Here is an 18,270-nt window from a genome sequence, read left to right as displayed (position 1 = left end):
ACGAACGACAACGACTGACACACACCATCCAGCGAGACCACGACTGGCCCACAACTCAACCGTCGATACCGGCCCGAATTCAGCCGCCGCCGACAGAAAGTCAGGCGGCTTCGTCCGGTAGCGAGAGATCCCGGTTGCCGTGTCACCCCTGGTGCTAGCGTGGGATTTGCGACAACAGCAAGGTCGGACCATCTCACCTCCGTCGTTGGTACGGAGGGCGGCAACGCCGGTGCATTCACGTGCCGGTACGTCTCAGAGATGGCCAGAGCTGGCTGATGCCGCCTCGGACACATCGGGCGTCGCCCGGACTGCCGAGGGGGAGAGCGGAGTGCGTTAGGGCCGATCTCCTCGGACGACGAAAAGTTGTCCGGGTCTGATCCCGGGCAACCGGATCTAGGAGTCGGAGAAAGACCTAATGAATACTCCCATCACGGTGGAGACCGTGCTTCCTCGACCGGCTGAACCACTGCCCTCGCCCGCGCTGGCACTCGCTACACGCAAGCTGGCTGACAAGCTCACCGACCTGTTCAACATGCGCGAGGAAGCCGCGCAGGCACTCGCGCTCGCCGTCGTTGATCCCTCCACAGCCCGAAAGTCGGCTGAGAACCCAGAGCGGCTCTCCGTTCCCGGTGGTGTCATTCTCGCCGTTCGGGTCGAGGTATGGGCCCGCTACGTCATGCCCGACCCGCGGAACCCTCGGAACGGCCCCGCCCGCCGCCACCCAGCCTCGACCCTAGTCGGTCGGGGCGAGAGCACCCGGCTGCGGCCTCTCAACGAGCCCAAGGCCGCGCCCGAAGGCCGCCCGGAGTTGGTCCAGGAGATTCGAGACCAAGAGCATCTGGCGTGGGCGGCACAACAGGCCCGCGACTATGTGATCAATAACAACGACTGGCGGGATTCCATTCGACACCAAGGCGTGATGACCGAGGTCTGGCTCGCGGCAACGACGTTCGACCACCAGGACGGCAGCCCCAGCGTCACCATCCCGGTGACCGCCGAAGGCTCCAGCCGGTTGACGTGTGTCCACGACCTGCTCGACCTCAGGTCCGCCGATGTCCCCTACGACCGGGACGAGCGCAAGATGCGCGCCCACATCCGCAGGCTCAATGAGGCGATTACCGCCGCAGGATCCCCAGACCACGTCGACCCGGGCATTGCGATCAACGCGCGATGCGAGAAACTGCCTGCCCTGCTGCTAGTCGGCTTCGAGTCTCACGGAGGTATCGCCGCCGACTTCGGCGTCGCGGTCAAGTCGCTGGTGGCGCTGCGCCACGTCGACTATCCCAAGCCTTGGGGGGAGGCAACCGAGAACGAGGCACTCGCCGATGCGGTCATCGACGAGCTGGAGCGCCGAGGCCTGATCACAACAGGCAAGGCCAACTGGCTAGCTGGGGCGCTCACACCCGAGGAAGCCCAGGCCGCCGGCTTCAGTGCAGACGCGGCTGTGCGGGCTGCGGCGATCGTGCGACTCTTCACTGACCGTGATCCGGGTACTCACGAGGCCGTCCGTGTCGCGATCACCAGCCAGAGCACGCGCAAGAAGACCAGCCCCAAGCTGCTGTTCGAGCTGGCGACCTCGCTGGTGCTGCGGTCCGTGCCCGAGGAGGACTCCCGCCGACGGGAGCGGACCCGCAAGTACCTCAAGGATTCGTTCAGTGGCGAGCTGGCCAAGGAACAATGGGAGGCCACTTTCCGCAGCGCAGACGAGCTCGCCGCCGCCGCGTTGTCGGAGGCTGAATCCGGGAACCCGGGGCCCGCGACCCGCGAGCTTGCGGCCCGCAGCGCGTATCCGCTCGTCGTCGATGGGCGGCTGACCGCCGACCGTGGCAGCCGCGACAGTGACCAGCCGGACCGGCGCAACCCGGGAGAGGTCATCGACCGTATGCGGACGATACCCCAAGGCGTACACCAACTGCGCCAGGCCCTTGTGGACTTCGGCAACGCCCGCAGGATCCGAATGGTGGACGACGCTGGGGCGGTCGAGCGCAACGCCGACGGCCGCGACATCATCGCCAGGGACTCCGACCTGCGGCGTCGGTTCCGCCCGGCCGGTGAAGGACCTGCGCTCATGCCCGCACCCGAGACCCCAGCAGAGGTCCTAGGGAACGCCCTTAATGCGCTGGGCAGCTCGATTCAGGCGGTCCAGCGGGCGGTCAAGCAGGTGGAGGCAGTCCAGTCCGACGACGGCAACCCGGCTATCGCGTCGTTGGGCGCCAACAAGCAGGACTGCGACATCTGGCAAAGCGTCCTCTTCGGAGTCCTCCAGAAGCTCCCCATCTGGAGTGACCGTAGCGCTCAACGGCACGGCCTACTCCCCGAAGACGATGACGATCTCGATGACGAGGACATCGACCTCGAAGACGAAGACACTCACGACGCCGAGATCGCTTAACCATTGACGCTTCGCCCGGGGACGACCTCGGGCGGAGCGATGTCACCCTCCCCGCAACTGTCGGGGAACGCGACACGGACCACGTGTGACGCTCACCTCGCCGCCTCGACGGCGACGGGCGGCAACGCTGGCGCCACGAGCGTTCGCTCTGCGAATGCTCCTACGCCAGTACGCCTTGGGGCCAGCCATACGTCCGCTGCCGCTTGCGCCACGCCGGGCCCCTCCTGCCCGGAAGGCACCAAGCGGGTGCGCCGGGAATAGCCCAGCTCACCCGAGTCTCATCGGCGGCCGGAACACCGGCCAAGAGCTGGAGCTCAACGCACCATGAGTTACGCGCACTTCGTCGCCGACCACGCATCCGAGCTCGGCGAACTGATCCACCAACCCAACCATCTTGATCGTCAGCTCCGTCGCGCTGCCTGCCGCGGGATGGACCCAGACGCCTTCCATCCGGAGGAGGGTCGACCGGATGACCTAGTCATCGCCCGCTGCACCGGCTGCAAGGTCCGCCTTGCCTGCCTCGCGCTTGCCCTCCGCACAGAGGACCCAGATGCGCGCAGTGGCTGGTACGGCGGGTTCGGCCCCGAGGACCGCAGCCGTGTCGCCACAGTCCTCGGTCTTGAGACACCAGATCCGCCAGTACCGGATCGAGTCGCTCAGGCAGCCCACTTCCGGACCGCTGGCTGGACAGTCGAGGACATCGCCACCGAGCTGGGGTGCTCCCGCAGGACCGTGCAGCGCGCCCTGCGGACGGCTACGGCGTAAGGCCTATGAGCTGGGGCGCGGCTGGTGCCTGGAGATGCGAGCCTGGCAGGTGATCAGCGGGCGACCTGCCGGGCGGGCACCAGTTGGGTGCTCGGCTTGGGGCCGGGTGGCTCGGGCAGCCGCGCGGTCCGAGCCAGGCCCGGCGATGGCCGGGTGGGCCCTCTCTGACAGTCTCGACTCACGACGTCCCAACAGTCGGCGTATCGCTGGAGAGGCCTCCGCTGCTGAGCTCGGCCTAGGCGTGCAGAACGCAGATGCGGCACGAGGACTGCCGACGCCGATGGTCGCGCCGGGCGAGTTCGTCGCCCTCGGGGCCTTCCTCCCCGTCGGCCCAGCACTCATCCGAATGCCATAGGCTGCACCTACTGACTCTAGGTAGAAGCCGGCTGGCTCCGCGGAGCGTTCGGTGGCCAAGGCAAAGCCCGGACCACGCCCACCGTCAGGTGACGGCAGCGAATCCGTTGGTCCAGCCACTCGGACACCTCGGCAGATGACAGCACCTTCAGCAGCCGTCGGCACTCCTTGACCCCACCTACGGTCGGTTTTGCCGTGATCAAGTGATTGTCTACTGCCACCGGGGTGCGTCCGGTCACGATCACACCAGCCGCGCGTGCGGCGCCACCGGCACCTGGGCCAGGTCGGGATGTACGACGAATCGCCACAAAGGGCGGAGCAACGAGACGACCTGCAAATTGCCTCGTGCGCGCCAGGGAGCGGCCTGCCTCGACGTCGGCAAGATCACGCGCCGTCAGGAAGGCGACCTCAGGCCCGTCATGCGGGTCTCGATTGTCAACCACGGTTCCAACTCTGATCTCAAAGGCGTCCTCAAGGCTGGCCTTCGCTATCGGGTCCGGCCACCAGAGGCCACACGACGTAGGTGCACTCACCCGTCGCCGCCGGCTTCCGTCGAGTAGGAAGACATCGATGTCTGTGTGAGCATCGAACTGCCCATACAGATCAACATGTTTGACGTTCAAGACGGCCTCGAGCCGAGCCCGCCAGGCCTCGTAGCGAGCACCGCTCCTGAGTACATCCGGCAAGATGGCGGAGAGCCGCTGCCCCAGGCCAAGAGCCTGCGCCCCAGCAAGCGTGAAGACAGCAGCCTGGGAGACAGCCCCAGTTGCCCAGTCACAGCCGTCACTCGCCGGGACGGAACCGTATGGTGGGTTGAGGAGCAGGTGGCCCTGGTAGCCCGAGGTGGAACGCAGTGATGCGAGGCCGTCGGCGACCCTAACCCTGCGAAACGCACGAAGTCCGGCTTCAACCCTGACATCGGACCGCACGCCCTGCTCGCCATGTCGCGCAGCAGCAGCGAGGAACAGCCGCAGTCGGGCTACCTCTACAAACGGGCTCTGCAGGTCCTCGCCCCTCAAGAGGCTCCCCCACTGCCGCAGCGTTTGCTCGAGGCTAGGTCCTTTGGGTAGTTGAGACGCTGCCGCTAGGAGAAGGTCTCCCGCGCCACAGGTGGGGTCCCAGTACCCCAGCGACTGATCGTTTCGCCCGTCGTTCCCGATCAAGTCCGAGAACTTAGACCGCACCTCACCGCCGCTGAAGAATGCTCCCTCCTCGCGCCTGACCTGGAGGGGAACCAGCGCGCGCAGCTGCTCCGCCGCCTGCCCGTTGAGGGCAGCGTGAACGTCCTGCTCAACACGGCCCCAGGCCCCTCTTGTGACATCGGTCGCCAGCACCCTTAGCTGGTCTGTGAACGTCGTATAGCCAACCGTTCGCACCCGCTCCCCCTCCTCCTCAGCATGGGCTTTCCTTCCAGACAGCTAGTCCTGACGATCAGTTAGCCGCTATTCTGCAGCAGTCTGGCTGACCAAGTAACCCCAGGGTCGGCCCAGCTCGGAGGGGGAACCTTGAGCACTCATCTGCGCTTCTCCACGGACGTCTTGGCTCGCCTGGGCGAGGAACTCATCCCACACCCAGACTTGGGTGTCATCGAGCTCGTCCGCAACGCCTACGACGCCGATGCGACGCGCTGCACCGTCACTCTGAACAACGCGTCGCAGCCAGGTGGGACACTGGTCGTCGAGGACGACGGCGACGGCATGACAGCCGAGGACATCACCGACGCGTTTCTCCTGATCGGGCGGTCGTCCAAGCCATCCTCACCCCTCACGACCAAGGGGCGCCGCAAGCTCGGTGAGAAGGGCCTCGGGCGTCTCGCTTCGTTGCGACTCGGTCAGCAAGTTGAGCTCGTCAGCCGTCCCCGGAGCCAGCCAGGCGTAGCCCACGTCCTCCAGATTGACTGGTCGGCGTATGACTCGGTTGACACGGTCGAGGAAGTCGATCTGATCGTCCAGACCCGGGCGACGAATCAAGGACCGGGAACCAGCATCACCGTTCACCGGTTGCGCCAAGGGTTCAACGAAGCGGAAATGGAACGGCTCTCGCGGGCCATGCGTTTGCTCACTGGATTCTTTGATGACGAGGACACAGGTTTTGTAACCTCTCTTAACGCACCTCAATTCAAGCGCATGTCCGATGCCGTGAACCGCGGCTTCTTTGACGAGTGTGAGTATAAGCTCGTTGCCACGCTTGACGAAAACGGAATCGCCAGTGCCACCCTCTATGACTGGAAGGGAGAAGTCCTAGCCCAAGGGGAACACGGCGATGTCGCAATGAGGAGAGACCGTGGGCACTTCACGTGTCCGATGATGTACCACGCACCGGCAGCCAAATTTGAGCTGTGGATGTTCACCCTGGACAAGCAGTCGTTTGAAAAACGGAACTCTCTCCGGAAATACACAGATCTTCGACCGTGGCTCCGAGTCGTCGGCGGCGTTCATCTATTCCATAGGGGACTTCGAGTCCACCCATATGGCGATCCGAGCTTCGACTGGCTGGAGCTCAACCTGCTACGGGCCCGAAGCCCCGAGGTCCGCCCAAGCACCAACACAAGCGTGGGCCGGGTTACCGTAGAAGATCCCGATAATCAGCTGGTTCCCAAAACGGACCGCATGGGGTTCCAAGAGAACTTGCATTTTATCGAGCTCCGCGACTTTGCCGCACGCGCCACAGATTGGGCTGCGCGGGTCCGACTAACACGCCGCGAGACCGACCGCACCGGAGCAGCAGCGACGGCCAGAAAGGCTGAGCAAGAAGCCAGCCGAAAGGTCGAATCTGTCCTGGACTCCCTTCCCCCGGTGCAACGCAAGCAGGTGGCCGAGCTCGTGCAGAGTCAGAATATCCTGATCAAGGAGCTGGAACGCGACCGCCTGCTGTACCGCTCCCTGGCAACCGTGGGCATCAGCACTGCCGTATTCGCTCACGAGTCCATTGGCTCCGCCGGAGGGCTCGGGCAAGACTTGGATACCATTGAGCGGCGGGGCCGGGATCTGCTCGGGCCTGATGTGTTCGAGGCCAAAATCGAAAAGGTGCTGACAAGGTCTAAGAATACAGCCAGCTCCATTCATTCCTTCGCTAAGCTCCCACTGCGAATGTTGCAGCGGAGAAAGCGGCGCGCGACGGTAGTCGACATCAATGACACCTGTCGAGAATTTGTGGAGATGTTCGGCGGATATCTATCTGATTGGCACATCAAACTAGACCTCGACCTGAGCGACCAGCCAGCAAGAGTTTTGACACCCCCAGCAGACATAGAATCCATCTACGCCAATCTTGTGATTAACGCGGCGCGCTCTTTCAGTCGCGATGACACATCGCGCGAGCGCACTGTGTTGATTCGAACTCGCGCGGAGAATGAGCACGTAGTTATTAACGTCGCTGACTCCGGACCTGGCATTACAGGAATCGATCTCAAGGATATCTGGCTGCCTGGGGAGGGGAGCAGCGCTGATGGCACCGGGCTAGGACTCACGATCGTCAAAGACATCGTTGCCGACCTGCATGGAAAGAAGACCGTACTCGAAGACGGCGATCTGCTTGCAGAGGCGAACGGCGAGCTTGGAGGCGCGGCCTTTTATGTGCGTCTCCCCCGACAGGCTGATAGCCACAACAGGTAAGGGATCATCGAGTGACCGTCCGCGAAGGCTTCGATGTCGCCGTACTCGATGACCGGGAAGACGATCTGGCTAGGGCTTGTGACCAGGTAGAGGATCTAGACTATTCAGTCTTTTCCATGCTGATTCGCGGGCCTCGACAGATCGACGATGTTCTTGACGAGGTAATGGACCGGGGTTGCCACGCTCTCATCTCAGACCATCGCTTGCACCCGCGAGGCGGAGTGAACTTCGACGGCGCGGAACTCGTGGCCAGGGCAAACGAGCGCAGGCTCCCTGCGATTCTCTATAGCGCGTATGTGGAAGACGATGAGGCCACAACTATCAGAGCATGGCGATATGGAATTCCACGTATCGTGAAGAAGGGCCCCGGCTCGGTCTACGCCATCGCCGAAGCTCTTCAGATCGCGCAGGAAGAATCCGAGGGTAACAGGGCTCTGGAGCGACAGGGATTCCTGACTCCAATTCGCGTCGTAGATGTCCACGACCATATTGGCCGACCCACGCTGGATGTCACCATCACCGCATGGCAACCGGACGTACCCGTGACGATCCCTATCGCGCTGCTTCCGCCAGGATTCCGAGTGCGTTCCACCGATCTCATCGACCAGATCTTTCTCGGCGAGGTCAATTTCTACGCCGATCACGAATCCGAGCTATTCTTCCGAAACCTCAAAGCTGCCCCCACTCCGCCGGCCGAGTGGAGGGCCCGATGACCGAGGCCCAGCAAATTCTTTGTACGGCGCAAGGGGCAACACCAGATACAGCGGAAGTCTTGATCCTGGACGTCGGGCACGGCAACTCAGCCGTCCTCCGCGAGGGAGATAGGTGCGTTATTGTAGATGCGAAGTCCGATAAGCTTCTCTACAGGACGCTCATCGATACTGGAATCCGGCGTATCGAGCATCTCGTTCTATCCCATGCCGACACCGATCACATCCAAGGTGCACTAAGGCTCTTAACCCTTGAAAAATTCCAAATCGGAACTGTTTGGGCAAATTCCGACAGCACCAAGGACACCAAAAAATGGGATGAGCTTCTCGCAGTCCTATCCGACCGAGCCGACGCCGGAATTTTCTCAGTTCGAATCGGGATAAGCAACGCCGACGGGTCACAGCTCTCGCTTGATCGCATTGGGATTGAAATCCTTCATCCAACCCTTCGCGATATTGGTCATGGCCCGGGCTCTCGCGGCAGGTTTCGCCCAGAGATCACCACAAATGGAATGTCGGTTGTGCTTCATGTCACCCTGGAGGGGAATCCCGCGCTGCTCCTCCCTGGCGATATCAATTCCTCTGGATTTGAGGAAATGGCCCGGCGGGCCAAAACAATATCGTCCCACGTCCTTGTCTATCCACACCATGGCGGACATAGCGACTCGACCGAAGAAGGCGAGTTTGCAAAACTTCTCTGCGATGTGGTCGAGCCAAAGGTAGTCCTCTTCTCGATGGGGCGCGGCAACTACGAAAACCCTCTGCCCGAGGTGGTGGAGAAGATTAAGACGTCATTTCCTGAGGTTCGAATGGCTTGCACTCAGCTTTCCCGCCATTGCCATTCGATCGTCCCGTCGCAAGTTCCGCGTGACTATCTTTTGAGCCGGCCATCGGCTGGTCGCGCACTCGGCACCTGCTGCGCGGGGACAGTACGCATCACCATTAGGGACGGCGATGTCGTTGTCGATCCACCGCGGGATAAACATCGCGCATGGATCCGCGAAAATGTCAATAGTCCCATGTGCACAGAAGGCTCGAGCTTGCCTCACCCCCGCTTGCCGTGACCCGAATAAAGTGCTGACGTTGGTGCCAGAGGGCCCAGATTGCGACTGTCCCTTCCCTGACTCGTCGACGGGGAAGGGAACACGCGGGCCGTTTCGAGCTCCGAGATTAATGCAAACAGCAGCATCGTCGTGGCGCGCTCCTGCGCGCGGGCGGCGACGGTTTCTGTCCATGTGGCAGCCATTCCGCTGGCCAGTTAGCCGTCTCCCCCGTTAGATCGCGAGGCTGGTCCAGCCAGGATCGCGAGCATAAGGGCTGAATGGCGGCCGTGCTTATCGGATAGGAGGCTGGCCACTCCACGAACGAGGCGATGTGGCAGCCACGGGCTATCTCCCTCACCAGCTGTCCAGTGACACGTCGGGGCCGCCAGCAAGGTACCGGGTGAGTGCGCTGGCCGTGGTGGAGACGAAGTTTTCGGGGATGGCATCGGTAGGAATCCAACCGACTTGGGCGTGCTTGTCTGGCTCGACGTTTACGGGGTCACCTGACCAATCATGGGCAGCGAAGACGACTGTCAGAAAGCCGTTGGGCGCCTCCACACCTCGTGCGCCGTGGATGACGTGGGCCAGCCGCAAGGCTTCGGGGGCGACGACCAGGCCGGTCTCTTCCTTGAGCTCTCGGACCGCGGTCTCGGTGATGGGCTCTCCGGGCTCGCTCTTGCCGACGGGGAGGTCCCACATCCCCTGGGCAAACTTGGCTCGGGGGCCGCGCTGGAGAAGTACGACTCTGCCGGTCTCGCGGTCGTGAACGATCACGGCAGCGACCAGCAAGGTCATGGCGTCTGTGGCAGGCTTCAGGGCTTTAGTTGCGTCGGCGATCTGCTGCTCGGCCACGGTGGTCCCTTCGTTGGCGGGGAGGTGCTAGATCAGAGCGTCTCGGGCTCGCCGCTCCAACTCGACGGCCCCTGGCACTCCGCGTCTACGGTAGATCGCCAGGCTGGGCCTGATGGAGGAGATGGCCTTCCTGGTGCGATCCGACGACATGCCTTCCATGAGGTCCATGGCCTGGCTCCAGGTCGCAATAGCCTCGTCGGCGCGAGTCTGGGCAGCGAGGCTGTCCCCGAGGTCGGCGTATGTGAGCACGTGGACACGCTTGTACTTCTCAGCGTCCCAGCGGAGGAGTGCGGCTCGGTGCTGCTGCTCGGTGCCGACGTGATCGGCAAGGTCGGTCAGGGTTCTGGCGGTGTGGCTGGCGACGGTGCCAGCGGCGGGTCCGCTGACCAAGGAGAAGCTGGGCTGCGGTTCGGTGTGCCGTGTCAGGGCGTCATCGGCAGCAAGGAGGGCCTTCGCCGCAGCCGTCTTCTCTCCGGTCGCTGCGTACGCGCGAGCGTGGGTGATGTGCAGCAGGGCTTCGGTCTGGCCGTCGACGTAGCCCAGACTCCGGTTGAGTGCGTTCTCGATGAGGTCGACGCAGTGGTGAGGCTGTTTCAGACTCAGGGCCTGGTGGGCCAGGGCCCGCATCATCCAGCCGGCATGGCCCTTTGGGTCCGCTTCGCAGGCGAGCTGGTAACCGACTTGGTAGTAGCGCTGGGCAGCGCCTTCCTGGCCCAGGTCGTGGTGCTTCCAGCCTGCGAGATATGCGAGTTCGGCCACCGCCCCGAAGGCCTGCCGTCGGACCTGCTCGCTCGGGAAGCGCCCGCTGAGCATCGGGGCGGCGGTGTCGGCAAGGTAGGCAGTGACGGTGGTGAGGCCGTGGCCGCCCCCGAGGCGCTCGTCTGCCGCGCTGAAGACGGCGGTGATCTGCCTGACGACCTCGACCTCCGCCTCACCCACCATTGCGACGCCCGTGCGGGCTCGTAGCAGGCGGGAGACAGCTTCGTGGTCGTAGCTCAGGGGCATCGCGACCCCGGCGGTGGTGAACGCCGCGATGGCAAGGAAGCGCCGGCGGTCGACGTCAGCGCGCCCCAGGTTCGTGGCGCTGAGTACCGGGTCAGTGCTGGCGGCCAGGGACTCCTCGGCTGCCGCGAGGCCGATCTCGACCAGGGTGACTGGTCGTCCCGCCCTGCGGGACAGGGCTTCGGCGATGTATTGGCCGACCTGGCCTGTAGGGCGAGCGCCGTCGATCCAGTGAGCGACGGCCGACTTGTTGGTGCGCAGGGTCTCGCCGTTCTCGGCAGCTACACGACGGACGGCGGACGCGAGGGCCTCGTAGGTCCAGTTGGTCGCTGAAATCGCGTCTCGAAGCCTGCCGTTGGGTTCCTTCTGCGCCGCCATGATCCCCCGACCTGGAGCTGTAAACCTCGTATACCACTCTGCGTGGTCATCACCGTACCGCTGGTGAGCGGGCGGCGGTTGACTAATCATCAGTCGCCCAAGCGCCGATACAACTCGGCTGCAGGCTCCCCTTCCTGTGCCTGGGCGGCTCCAGATCTGCGGCTCGGCTTCCTGTACGTCACCGGAAGCGAACCGCGCCCACGCGCCGAGGAGACCGGTATGCCTGCCGCACGGTTCGTCGCTCCCGCCAGTCCCTCGATCGTCGCTCCTGTGCGCCACAGGGTGATGGCGACCCTCCGCGCTTGGGGGATACGGCTGGACGAGGAGACGGCGGGCGATATCGCCGTAGTGGTCTCTGAGTTGGTGACGAACTCGGTGGTCCACGCCGGAGGGGATCTCGTGAACATCGCGGTCTACGCCGGCCGAGACCGCCTGCTCATCGAGGTGTACGACGCCAGCCCTCAAGCTCCGGCATCCGGTATCGCCGACGAGGAAGACACCAGCGGGCGCGGTCTCTTCCTGGTGGAGGCGCTCGCCGTATGCCACGGCAGCAGCCCCACCCCGCAGGGCAAGAAGACCTGGGCCGAGCTCGACATCAGTCGGCGGCCGGCACCGAGCGGCGCACCGCCTGAGTCCGCGCTCACGGCCGAGCATCGTCGCGCTGGTCTGGCCCGCACAACCTGACCAGGCACTTCAGCTGAACGAGGCTTCCCTCCCGCCCGAACAGGGCTGGGGAGGGATCGACACCGCTGGCTCCGACGAGGCTGGCCTGCGGTGTTGGGGGTCCCTGCAGCACAGCTCACGCCAACCTCCAGACGAGCGGCGCGGGCACCTGCAGGCGCGGCGAGAGCGCCCGATTCCCCCTGGGTAACTCGTGCCGCAATACCACCGGAGCCCGGCAACCGGCCAGGCTCCACGTACCCGAAGGAGGGCGCAATGCCCGAGAACCTCAGCAACAACACCGAGCTGGAGGGCGACGGCCTGCTCGTCTCCCGCGCCAAGGTCGCCGCGGCCCGCTCGCGCGGCGAGCAGCCCTCGGACGGCGGCTCCACCGGCCGTACCGACACCAACGACTGACGGCTGCTTCAGTGACCACCGAGCAGTTCTCGGTGGTTGAGCGTCTGGGCGGGGATGACTTCCTCGCCCAGACGCTCGGCCGCAGCTTCAAGGTCGCACACGGCGATGCCGTGTCACTCACCGGACTGATGACCTGGGATGACCTCAACGCCATCCTGACCCACCACCGGTTCGAACCGCCTCGCTTCCGACTCGCCGCCGGTGGGGAGCAGGTGCCGGCGCACATGTACTCGCGCCCCATCGTCACCCGGCGAAGCACAGTCTGGAACCAGTTCCAGCCCGCCGAGCTGCACAAGCGGCTCGCCGAAGGAGCCACGCTGGTCCTGGACGCCGTCGACGAACTCCACCCCGGAATCGGCGCTCTGGCCGGCCAACTGGAGCGCTGGCTGCGAACCGGCGTGCAGGTCAACCTGTACGCCTCCTGGACCAGTACCGAGGGCTTCGGCGTCCACTGGGACGATCACGACGTGGTGGTCGTCCAGCTCGACGGCGCGAAGCGCTGGCGGATCTACGGACCAACCCGCACCGCGCCCATGCACCGCGACGTCGACATGCCCGAGCCGCCGCCGGAGGAGCCCGTCGCCGATCTGGTGCTGACCGCTGGCGACGTGCTTTACCTGCCTCGGGGCTGGTGGCACGCCGTCGCCGCCTCGGAGGGCCAGCACTCGCTGCACGTCACGTGCGGGCTGCAGAGCACCACAGGCGCCGACCTGATCACCTGGCTGTCGGAAATCCTGCGCGCTCACGAGACCGTCCGGGCGGACATCCCGCGCTTCGTCACCGCTGATGAGCAGCGGGCCTTCCTCGACGCGATCAGCAAGCTCGTCGCGGCCGAACTGGAGAGCGCGGACCTGATCACGCGGTTCTCCGCAGCCCGCGACGCCACCGAGCGGGCCAGGCTCGTTCCGTCACTGCCGTACATCACAGCGGCTCCGCCGGAGGCTGACCTGAGGGTGCGTCTCGTCACCATGCGGCCCGCGCTCGCGGCCGGGCCGGAGGGCACCGTCCGGTTGACCACCGGTGGCGAGGAGTGGATGTTCACGGCCAAGGCCCAGCCGCTTCTCGCGCTGCTCTCCGACGGCGGAAGCCACCGGTTGGCCGATCTCGCGCAGGCCGCTGGCATCACTCTCGCGCAAGCGGCCGGCCTCGTGACGGAGCTGGTCGACGGCCAGGTCGCCGCGATCGGGGGTGGGCAATGACCGCCCGGCTTGGTCTCGGCACCTATCGCTGTCTCGACGTGGCCGAGGCCGCGTTGATGGCCGCGTCCCGTGGCGCCGACTGGGTGGACACAGCGCCCAACTACGAGAGCGGCCGGGCGGAGACGTCGCTCGCCCCAGTCCTTGCCGCCTACCCGCACCTGCGGGTCTCCACGAAGGTCGGCTTCGTCCCGCCCAGCGCCAAGCGCATCGGCGTGCGCGCCGGAGCGCTGTCCGCCGATGATGCCGAGCGCGGGCACTGCCTCGCCCCGGACTACATCGCCTGGCAGCTCGCCCGCAGCAAGCGCATGCTCGGCCGCACTCCTGACCTGGTGTTCCTGCACAATCCGGAACACGGCTGCCAGGAGAGCGAGATCACCGACCGGCTCTACACCGCCTTCCTTGCCCTGGAGGAGGCGTGCAGCCAACAGACCATCAGGGCCTACGGGGTGGCGACGTGGCGCGGCTTCAGCAGCGGGCTCTTCGACGTACCCACCCTGCTCGAACTCGCGACCAAGGCCGGCGGCCCGCAGCACCACCTGCGGGCCGTCCAGCTCCCCGTCTCCCTCGTCCACCTCGCGCCGGTCGCCCAGGGCCTCGACGGGTACGGCGTGCTGGCCGAATCCCTGAAGGCAGGGCTGGAGGTGTTCACCTCCGCCCCATTGCACGGCGGTGAGATCCCCGGCACGGTCACCCGCGAGCTGTCCGACCTGATCAGCTCCGGCATCACACCCGCCCAGGCGGCTCTGGCCGTCGTCGCCTCAGCCCCCGGTGTGAAGCGCGTGCTCCTGTCGACGGGAAACCCGCAACACTGGAGGCAGGCCGCCGACGCCGTCGCCCGGCCGCCGTTGTCTCCGGACGTGCTGCGAAGGATCACGGATGTACTCGGAACCTGAGCCGGACACCGCCGAACGGATGCGCCAGATGCACGCCGCCGCCACGGTGGCGCTCTACGCAACGCCGATCGGCTCGCGCGAGGCATGGGGCTGGCGCGGGCGCACGCTCAGCCGCCCGGTCGCCACGTCATCCGGTGACGGCTGGCTCCGGCTAGTGTCCGCACCGGCCGACAAGGCCAGCGGCAAGCTCTGGGACGGACCGCAGGAGGCAGAACGCTCGATGCCTCCTGCGGTGCCCCGCCCACGTCTGCGGGAGCGCCGTACCTGGGCTGAGGGCGAGTATGGCTACCTGGCGGAGCTGTACGACAAGGTGACCGCCCCCACTGTCACCATCCACGAGCCCATCCTCCGTGCGGTGCCGGACCTGGACGACACCTGGTGGGGCACTCTCAGCACCGCTCTCGACGCCATCGCCACCTTGCCCAGTGACCGGGTGGCAGTCCGCCAGGAGTACCTGGACCGGGCGATGCCTCGATACCTGGGAATCCCCATCGACACCACCGTCCCGGCCTGGACGACGGCCCACGGCGACCTGCACTGGGCCAACCTCACCAGCCCGACGCTCGCAGTGCTCGACTGGGAAGGCTGGGGCATCGCCCCCGCAGGCTACGACGCAGCCCTTCTACACGCCTACAGCCTCCTCGTCCCCGAGGCTGCCGCCGATGTCCTCCAGCGCCTCGGCCACATTCTCAACACGCCGACCGGACGGTTCGCCGAGCTCGTGGTCATCACTGAGCTCCTGCAGACCACAACGCGCGGAGACAACCTCGAACTGGAGGAGCCACTACGGCATCGACTGGAGCACCTGCTGCAGCTCGGGTAGCCAGGTCGCACCGGACACAGCGCCGGTGGGTGGGCGGGCCAGAGGCCGACTTTGCCGCGCCCGCGCCTGCAGGTGGCTGCGCGCCCTCGTGCAGCCACCCCCAGGGTAGGCTCGCCCTTCTGGGCGGGCCGGTCGCGTTGGGATATCCAATGCGACAACTTGCTCCGCCGGGGCCACTGGTCCACCGCCACGCGGCTGAGATTGAGCGCCCCCGCGGTGTTGCACCGCTTTGCGATGTCGGCCGTACAGGGCTCGCCCGCCCGGCGCGGCTGTACAACGTCCTCGACTGGGACGCAGCCACGTCGGCTACGACCTCGCTACTACGCGACTCCGAGATGGTCGGCGAACTCCCAGGTAAATCCGACGATGAGGTCGTCGGTGCCGAGATGGAACGTCCCATCGGGGGGCCAGGTGGCCGAGCGGCCTGCGATCAGCCAGACGTCGCCGGCCGGAAAGGCCAGGTGGATCGCGAGCGGCACCCTGTGGTTCTCAGCTCGCGGATCCTGGTCCCAGACCACCTTCGCGTCCGCGACCGGATCAGCGAGCAGCACGCGCCACCGGGGGTGATCGGTGACCTCCCATACCCGAGGCCCGTCGGCCTCGCCGATGTTGAGCAGGTAGTGGCCCATCGACGCCTGCACCAGCTCGGTGCCGTAGTGGGAGAAGGAGTTGTCCCAGCTCGCCGAGTAGGTCGCACCATTGTCGATGGTGAGCTCGGCACCCATCACGACGTCGTGCCATTCGTCGAAGTCCCAGTCAACGTCTGACGCTCCGTAGGAGGGGAGGTCGTAGTAGAGCACTCTGTCGATCCGTCGGCCGATGAGCGACTGGACGGTCGTCTCGAGTTCGTCGGCGGTGAGCTTTGGCGAGGTCATCGGGCGGATCCTGAAACTGTGAGCTGCATGAGGCGCTGACGCACGGCCTCGTGGATCTCCGGGGCGAGTGGGTCGTCGCAGAGCTCGCGGAGCCGGGTCCGGACGTACGCAGTGTCCGGCGCGGCGGCGGACGCGGCCTGCTGGACGCACGGTTCACAGTCGTCGAGTCCTTCCACGGCGTAGTTGTCCGCCGTGTCGGGCGCACAGCCACGCAAGCCTTCAAGGAACGCTTCCCGGGCATAGGAGTGGACGGTCGTTTCCCAGGCGTGGACGAGGGCGTCGGTGGCCTCCGCGATGCGGAGCCGTCCGAGACCCTTGGCCGGCGACTCGGCCGCGCACCATGCGCCTGCAGCGGTGGCCGAGGTGAGTTCGTTCAGCAGGTAGGGGTAGTCGTCACGGTCTCCGAAGTCGGACAGGACCCCGACGGCAAGCTGCTCAAGAGTCGCGTCGCCGCTGCGGGTCCAGGTGCGTGCTCGAGCGACGGCTGCGGCCCCGAGGTGGTTCAGCGCCTGAGGCATGCCGGGTGTCCATCCGGCGGCGTTGCGCAGGCCAACGTCCTCGGCGAGGTCGAGCACGACGAGGTCACCGCGCCTGCTCAGTTCCTGCAGGGCCGAGCGCCGGTCACGGCTGGTGTCCGCACCGATGAGCCCGACCAACTCTGCTGCGCTGAGCTCGACACAACTGCGCGGGTCAGGAGGCCGGACCATCCGCCCCGAGCGACGGGAGGTGCGTTCGTCGAGGATGCGGCGGATCCGCGGCTGCGTCCGCGCCCAGGATGTCCACGGCTCCCCTCCGGCTGTGTGGGCGGCCAGCTGGGCATCGTCACGGCGGGCAATGACGTCCTCGTCGAGCCCGGTCCAGACTCCCGAGATCTTCCAGCCCCCGCCCCACCCGATCGCCTCCAACGCCGAGGCCCAGTGCCGCCCTTCAATCGCGTAGCGCCGCAGCACCGACACCGCATCGACCCGGCCGACGAACGGAAGCAGCGCGAGCACCTGCAGCGCCGGCTCGACCTCTTGCGGGTCATCGTCGTCGTGGGCGAACAGGTGCCGCTCGATCGGCGCCAGCGGCAGGTCAAGTCGGTGGACCAACCGGGCAAGGTACGAGTCGCGGTGCTCGGTCTGCCTGTCCCAGCGGCTGTCCGTGATGACGCACTCGTACACGAGGTCAGCGGCGCCGGGGGCGGCCAGCGCAGAGTGAGCTCCGAGGCCCCGGCCGCGCTGCAGTTGGCCTTCTAGCGTGGCCGGATCGGCATACATGAAGTCGTTCATCGCTGGCCAGCATCCCGCTCGCGGTGCCTGGCCACCACTCTGTTTCGCGCGAGCACTCGGGCACCATCACGACCTGCGACCACGGCATGGAATCCGCAGCCCGTCCAGTCGTCGCCACCAGCACTTACTCGCTACCTCGACGTCCGGTCGATCGGGTAACCGATCTGCTCCAGCTCCGCCAGCGTGTCTTCGAAGGGGGCTTCTGGGTTCAACGACCTGGCGATCTCGTGGGTCAGCGGCTTGAGTTCGTACATGTGACGGACCGCTTCGACCGGGAGGTTCCTGCCATATGCCTGCCGATCGCGGACGTAGGCCTCCGGCCTCGGGTCGATGAGGAGCGCGAACAGCCAGCCGGCGCCGTCGGGCTCGTTGTGCCCGCAGTCGGGGAAGACGATGTCAGCCCCCGTGCGCCATCGATCACCATCGGCCGCCCGCCAGGTGCACGCGGTGACCAGCGGTACGTCGTCGTCCATGAAGTCCGGGGGCTCTGAGATGAACCGGGCGAACTCCGCCGGCACGTTCTCCAGGACACCCGGCCACGAACGAAGCGGTTCGAAGGAGTAGGGACTCATCTCCGACTCGTGGTCGAAGCCCAGGATGATCGCTCCGTCCACGGTGAAGGCGACCAGGTACCCGTCGCCGCTGCCCGTGCGCATGGACGCGGCCGCCGCGCCTGGGCGCCACTCGCGCTCGAAGTTCTGGTCCCGGTAACCATGTGAGGCGGGGTACTGGACGATGTCGAGAGCCGCGAGCACCTGGCACAGGTCCCTCAGCGCCTCGATCGGTGGAAGCCGCCGGGCGACCTCATGGATCGTCACAAGATCAGTCATGGCCCACATGTACCAAGGCCCGCTGACACTCCCCTCACTGCGGAACCGTAGCCTCTGGTCGTGTCCACCAATCGGGGGGAATGCCCGATGTCTCTGTTCGGGATCGCCGAGCACCCGAGTCTGCCACGTGCACTGGCCGCGCCCCGGCGCTGACCGTGAGCGCTGTCGGTGGGATCGGCTTGGATACCTCTG

Annotated in this window: 16 protein-coding genes; 10 read left to right on the top strand and 6 right to left on the bottom strand. The window is 65.7% G+C overall.

All coding sequences use genetic code 11. The features are described 5' to 3' along the window. Positions 1 to 415: 415 nt before the first annotated feature. The gene (locus ACH4J0_RS31255) at positions 416 to 2,392 is read left to right on the top strand and encodes a hypothetical protein (protein WP_396244137.1); all 1,977 of its coding nucleotides are present in this window, start codon (positions 416 to 418) and stop codon (positions 2,390 to 2,392) included. Positions 2,393 to 2,716: 324 nt separating this feature from the next. Then, positions 2,717 to 3,157, top strand: a complete 441-nt coding sequence (locus ACH4J0_RS31250; RefSeq protein WP_396244135.1) for a WhiB family transcriptional regulator — start codon at positions 2,717 to 2,719, stop codon at positions 3,155 to 3,157. Positions 3,158 to 3,528: 371 nt separating this feature from the next. Here the strand turns inward: ACH4J0_RS31250 and ACH4J0_RS31245 are convergent, their stop codons facing one another. Beyond that, a complete protein-coding gene (locus tag ACH4J0_RS31245; protein ID WP_396244133.1) occupies positions 3,529 to 4,887 on the bottom strand; it encodes a hypothetical protein in 1,359 nt (452 codons plus the stop codon). Positions 4,888 to 5,016: 129 nt separating this feature from the next. On the opposite strand from ACH4J0_RS31245, the gene ACH4J0_RS31240 reads away from it, so the two are divergent. From ACH4J0_RS31240 to ACH4J0_RS31230, 3 genes are read left to right on the top strand one after another with little or no spacing between them, the layout of a single operon-like run. After that, positions 5,017 to 7,125, top strand: a complete 2,109-nt coding sequence (locus tag ACH4J0_RS31240) for an ATP-binding protein (protein WP_396244130.1) — start codon at positions 5,017 to 5,019, stop codon at positions 7,123 to 7,125. Between the two features lie 11 nt (positions 7,126 to 7,136). Beyond that, positions 7,137 to 7,838 (top strand): hypothetical protein, encoded by a 702-nt coding sequence (locus tag ACH4J0_RS31235; RefSeq protein WP_396244128.1) that lies wholly within the window; start codon positions 7,137 to 7,139, stop codon positions 7,836 to 7,838. Next, the gene (locus tag ACH4J0_RS31230; RefSeq protein ID WP_396244126.1) at positions 7,835 to 8,899 is read left to right on the top strand and encodes a ComEC/Rec2 family competence protein; all 1,065 of its coding nucleotides are present in this window, start codon (positions 7,835 to 7,837) and stop codon (positions 8,897 to 8,899) included. The genes ACH4J0_RS31235 and ACH4J0_RS31230 overlap by 4 nt, the downstream gene beginning before the upstream one ends. 333 nt (positions 8,900 to 9,232) lie before the next feature. On the opposite strand, the gene ACH4J0_RS31225 is transcribed toward ACH4J0_RS31230, so the two are convergent. Together ACH4J0_RS31225 and ACH4J0_RS31220 are read right to left on the bottom strand one after the other, a co-directional pair. Then, on the bottom strand, positions 9,233 to 9,673 hold the full coding sequence (locus tag ACH4J0_RS31225; RefSeq protein WP_396244145.1) for an NUDIX domain-containing protein: 441 nt from the start codon (positions 9,671 to 9,673) through the stop codon (positions 9,233 to 9,235). An 84-nt stretch (positions 9,674 to 9,757) separates the two neighbouring features. Further along, positions 9,758 to 11,110: a tetratricopeptide repeat protein gene (locus tag ACH4J0_RS31220; protein ID WP_396244123.1), complete on the bottom strand. Its 1,353-nt coding sequence runs from the start codon at positions 11,108 to 11,110 to the stop codon at positions 9,758 to 9,760. Positions 11,111 to 11,152: 42 nt separating this feature from the next. On the opposite strand from ACH4J0_RS31220, the gene ACH4J0_RS31215 reads away from it, so the two are divergent. The 5 genes from ACH4J0_RS31215 (at position 11,153) to ACH4J0_RS31195 (ending at position 15,102) form a co-directional block, all read left to right on the top strand. Then, positions 11,153 to 11,794, top strand: a complete 642-nt coding sequence (locus tag ACH4J0_RS31215; protein ID WP_396244122.1) for an ATP-binding protein — start codon at positions 11,153 to 11,155, stop codon at positions 11,792 to 11,794. 252 nt (positions 11,795 to 12,046) lie between these two features. Further along, the gene (locus tag ACH4J0_RS31210) at positions 12,047 to 12,187 is read left to right on the top strand and encodes a hypothetical protein (RefSeq protein WP_396244119.1); all 141 of its coding nucleotides are present in this window, start codon (positions 12,047 to 12,049) and stop codon (positions 12,185 to 12,187) included. 11 nt (positions 12,188 to 12,198) lie between these two features. Beyond that, the gene (locus ACH4J0_RS31205; protein ID WP_396244117.1) at positions 12,199 to 13,386 is read left to right on the top strand and encodes a cupin domain-containing protein; all 1,188 of its coding nucleotides are present in this window, start codon (positions 12,199 to 12,201) and stop codon (positions 13,384 to 13,386) included. Then, a complete protein-coding gene (locus ACH4J0_RS31200) occupies positions 13,383 to 14,279 on the top strand; it encodes an aldo/keto reductase (RefSeq protein WP_396244115.1) in 897 nt (298 codons plus the stop codon). The genes ACH4J0_RS31205 and ACH4J0_RS31200 overlap by 4 nt, the downstream gene beginning before the upstream one ends. After that, complete coding sequence (locus ACH4J0_RS31195; RefSeq protein ID WP_396244113.1) at positions 14,263 to 15,102, top strand: hypothetical protein; 840 nt, start codon at positions 14,263 to 14,265, stop codon at positions 15,100 to 15,102. The genes ACH4J0_RS31200 and ACH4J0_RS31195 overlap by 17 nt, the downstream gene beginning before the upstream one ends. A 320-nt stretch (positions 15,103 to 15,422) precedes the next feature. Here the strand turns inward: ACH4J0_RS31195 and ACH4J0_RS31190 are convergent, their stop codons facing one another. The 3 genes from ACH4J0_RS31190 to ACH4J0_RS31180 all read right to left on the bottom strand — a co-directional run bounded on the left by ACH4J0_RS31190 (position 15,423) and on the right by ACH4J0_RS31180 (position 18,078). Beyond that, positions 15,423 to 15,977: a hypothetical protein gene (locus ACH4J0_RS31190; protein ID WP_396244110.1), complete on the bottom strand. Its 555-nt coding sequence runs from the start codon at positions 15,975 to 15,977 to the stop codon at positions 15,423 to 15,425. Continuing rightward, complete coding sequence (locus ACH4J0_RS31185) at positions 15,974 to 17,248, bottom strand: hypothetical protein (RefSeq protein ID WP_396244109.1); 1,275 nt, start codon at positions 17,246 to 17,248, stop codon at positions 15,974 to 15,976. The genes ACH4J0_RS31190 and ACH4J0_RS31185 overlap by 4 nt, the downstream gene beginning before the upstream one ends. A 131-nt stretch (positions 17,249 to 17,379) precedes the next feature. Then, positions 17,380 to 18,078, bottom strand: a complete 699-nt coding sequence (locus tag ACH4J0_RS31180) for a hypothetical protein (protein WP_396244107.1) — start codon at positions 18,076 to 18,078, stop codon at positions 17,380 to 17,382. Positions 18,079 to 18,270 lie beyond the last annotated feature (192 nt).

Origin of the sequence: Kitasatospora sp. NPDC017646 (assembly GCF_044329365.1) — a bacterium.
Taxonomy (GTDB): Bacteria; Actinomycetota; Actinomycetes; order Streptomycetales; family Streptomycetaceae; genus Kitasatospora.
The sequence above is the reverse complement of the archived record's forward strand: the minus strand, read 5'-3'. Positions and strand labels throughout refer to the sequence as shown.

Excerpts from the sequence above, each read along its gene's own strand:
- ACH4J0_RS31185 (WP_396244109.1), bottom strand. The coding sequence starts at position 17,248 with ATGAACGACTTCATGTATGCCGATCCGGCCACGCTAGAAGGCCAACTG.
- ACH4J0_RS31220 (WP_396244123.1), bottom strand. The coding sequence starts at position 11,110 with ATGGCGGCGCAGAAGGAACCCAACGGCAGGCTTCGAGACGCGATTTCA.
- ACH4J0_RS31255 (WP_396244137.1), top strand. The coding sequence starts at position 416 with ATGAATACTCCCATCACGGTGGAGACCGTGCTTCCTCGACCGGCTGAA.
- ACH4J0_RS31200 (WP_396244115.1), top strand. The coding sequence starts at position 13,383 with ATGACCGCCCGGCTTGGTCTCGGCACCTATCGCTGTCTCGACGTGGCC.
- ACH4J0_RS31180 (WP_396244107.1), bottom strand. The coding sequence starts at position 18,078 with ATGACTGATCTTGTGACGATCCATGAGGTCGCCCGGCGGCTTCCACCG.
- ACH4J0_RS31190 (WP_396244110.1), bottom strand. The coding sequence starts at position 15,977 with ATGACCTCGCCAAAGCTCACCGCCGACGAACTCGAGACGACCGTCCAG.
- ACH4J0_RS31195 (WP_396244113.1), top strand. The coding sequence starts at position 14,263 with ATGTACTCGGAACCTGAGCCGGACACCGCCGAACGGATGCGCCAGATG.
- ACH4J0_RS31225 (WP_396244145.1), bottom strand. The coding sequence starts at position 9,673 with ATGACCTTGCTGGTCGCTGCCGTGATCGTTCACGACCGCGAGACCGGC.
- ACH4J0_RS31210 (WP_396244119.1), top strand. The coding sequence starts at position 12,047 with ATGCCCGAGAACCTCAGCAACAACACCGAGCTGGAGGGCGACGGCCTG.
- ACH4J0_RS31250 (WP_396244135.1), top strand. The coding sequence starts at position 2,717 with ATGAGTTACGCGCACTTCGTCGCCGACCACGCATCCGAGCTCGGCGAA.
- ACH4J0_RS31230 (WP_396244126.1), top strand. The coding sequence starts at position 7,835 with ATGACCGAGGCCCAGCAAATTCTTTGTACGGCGCAAGGGGCAACACCA.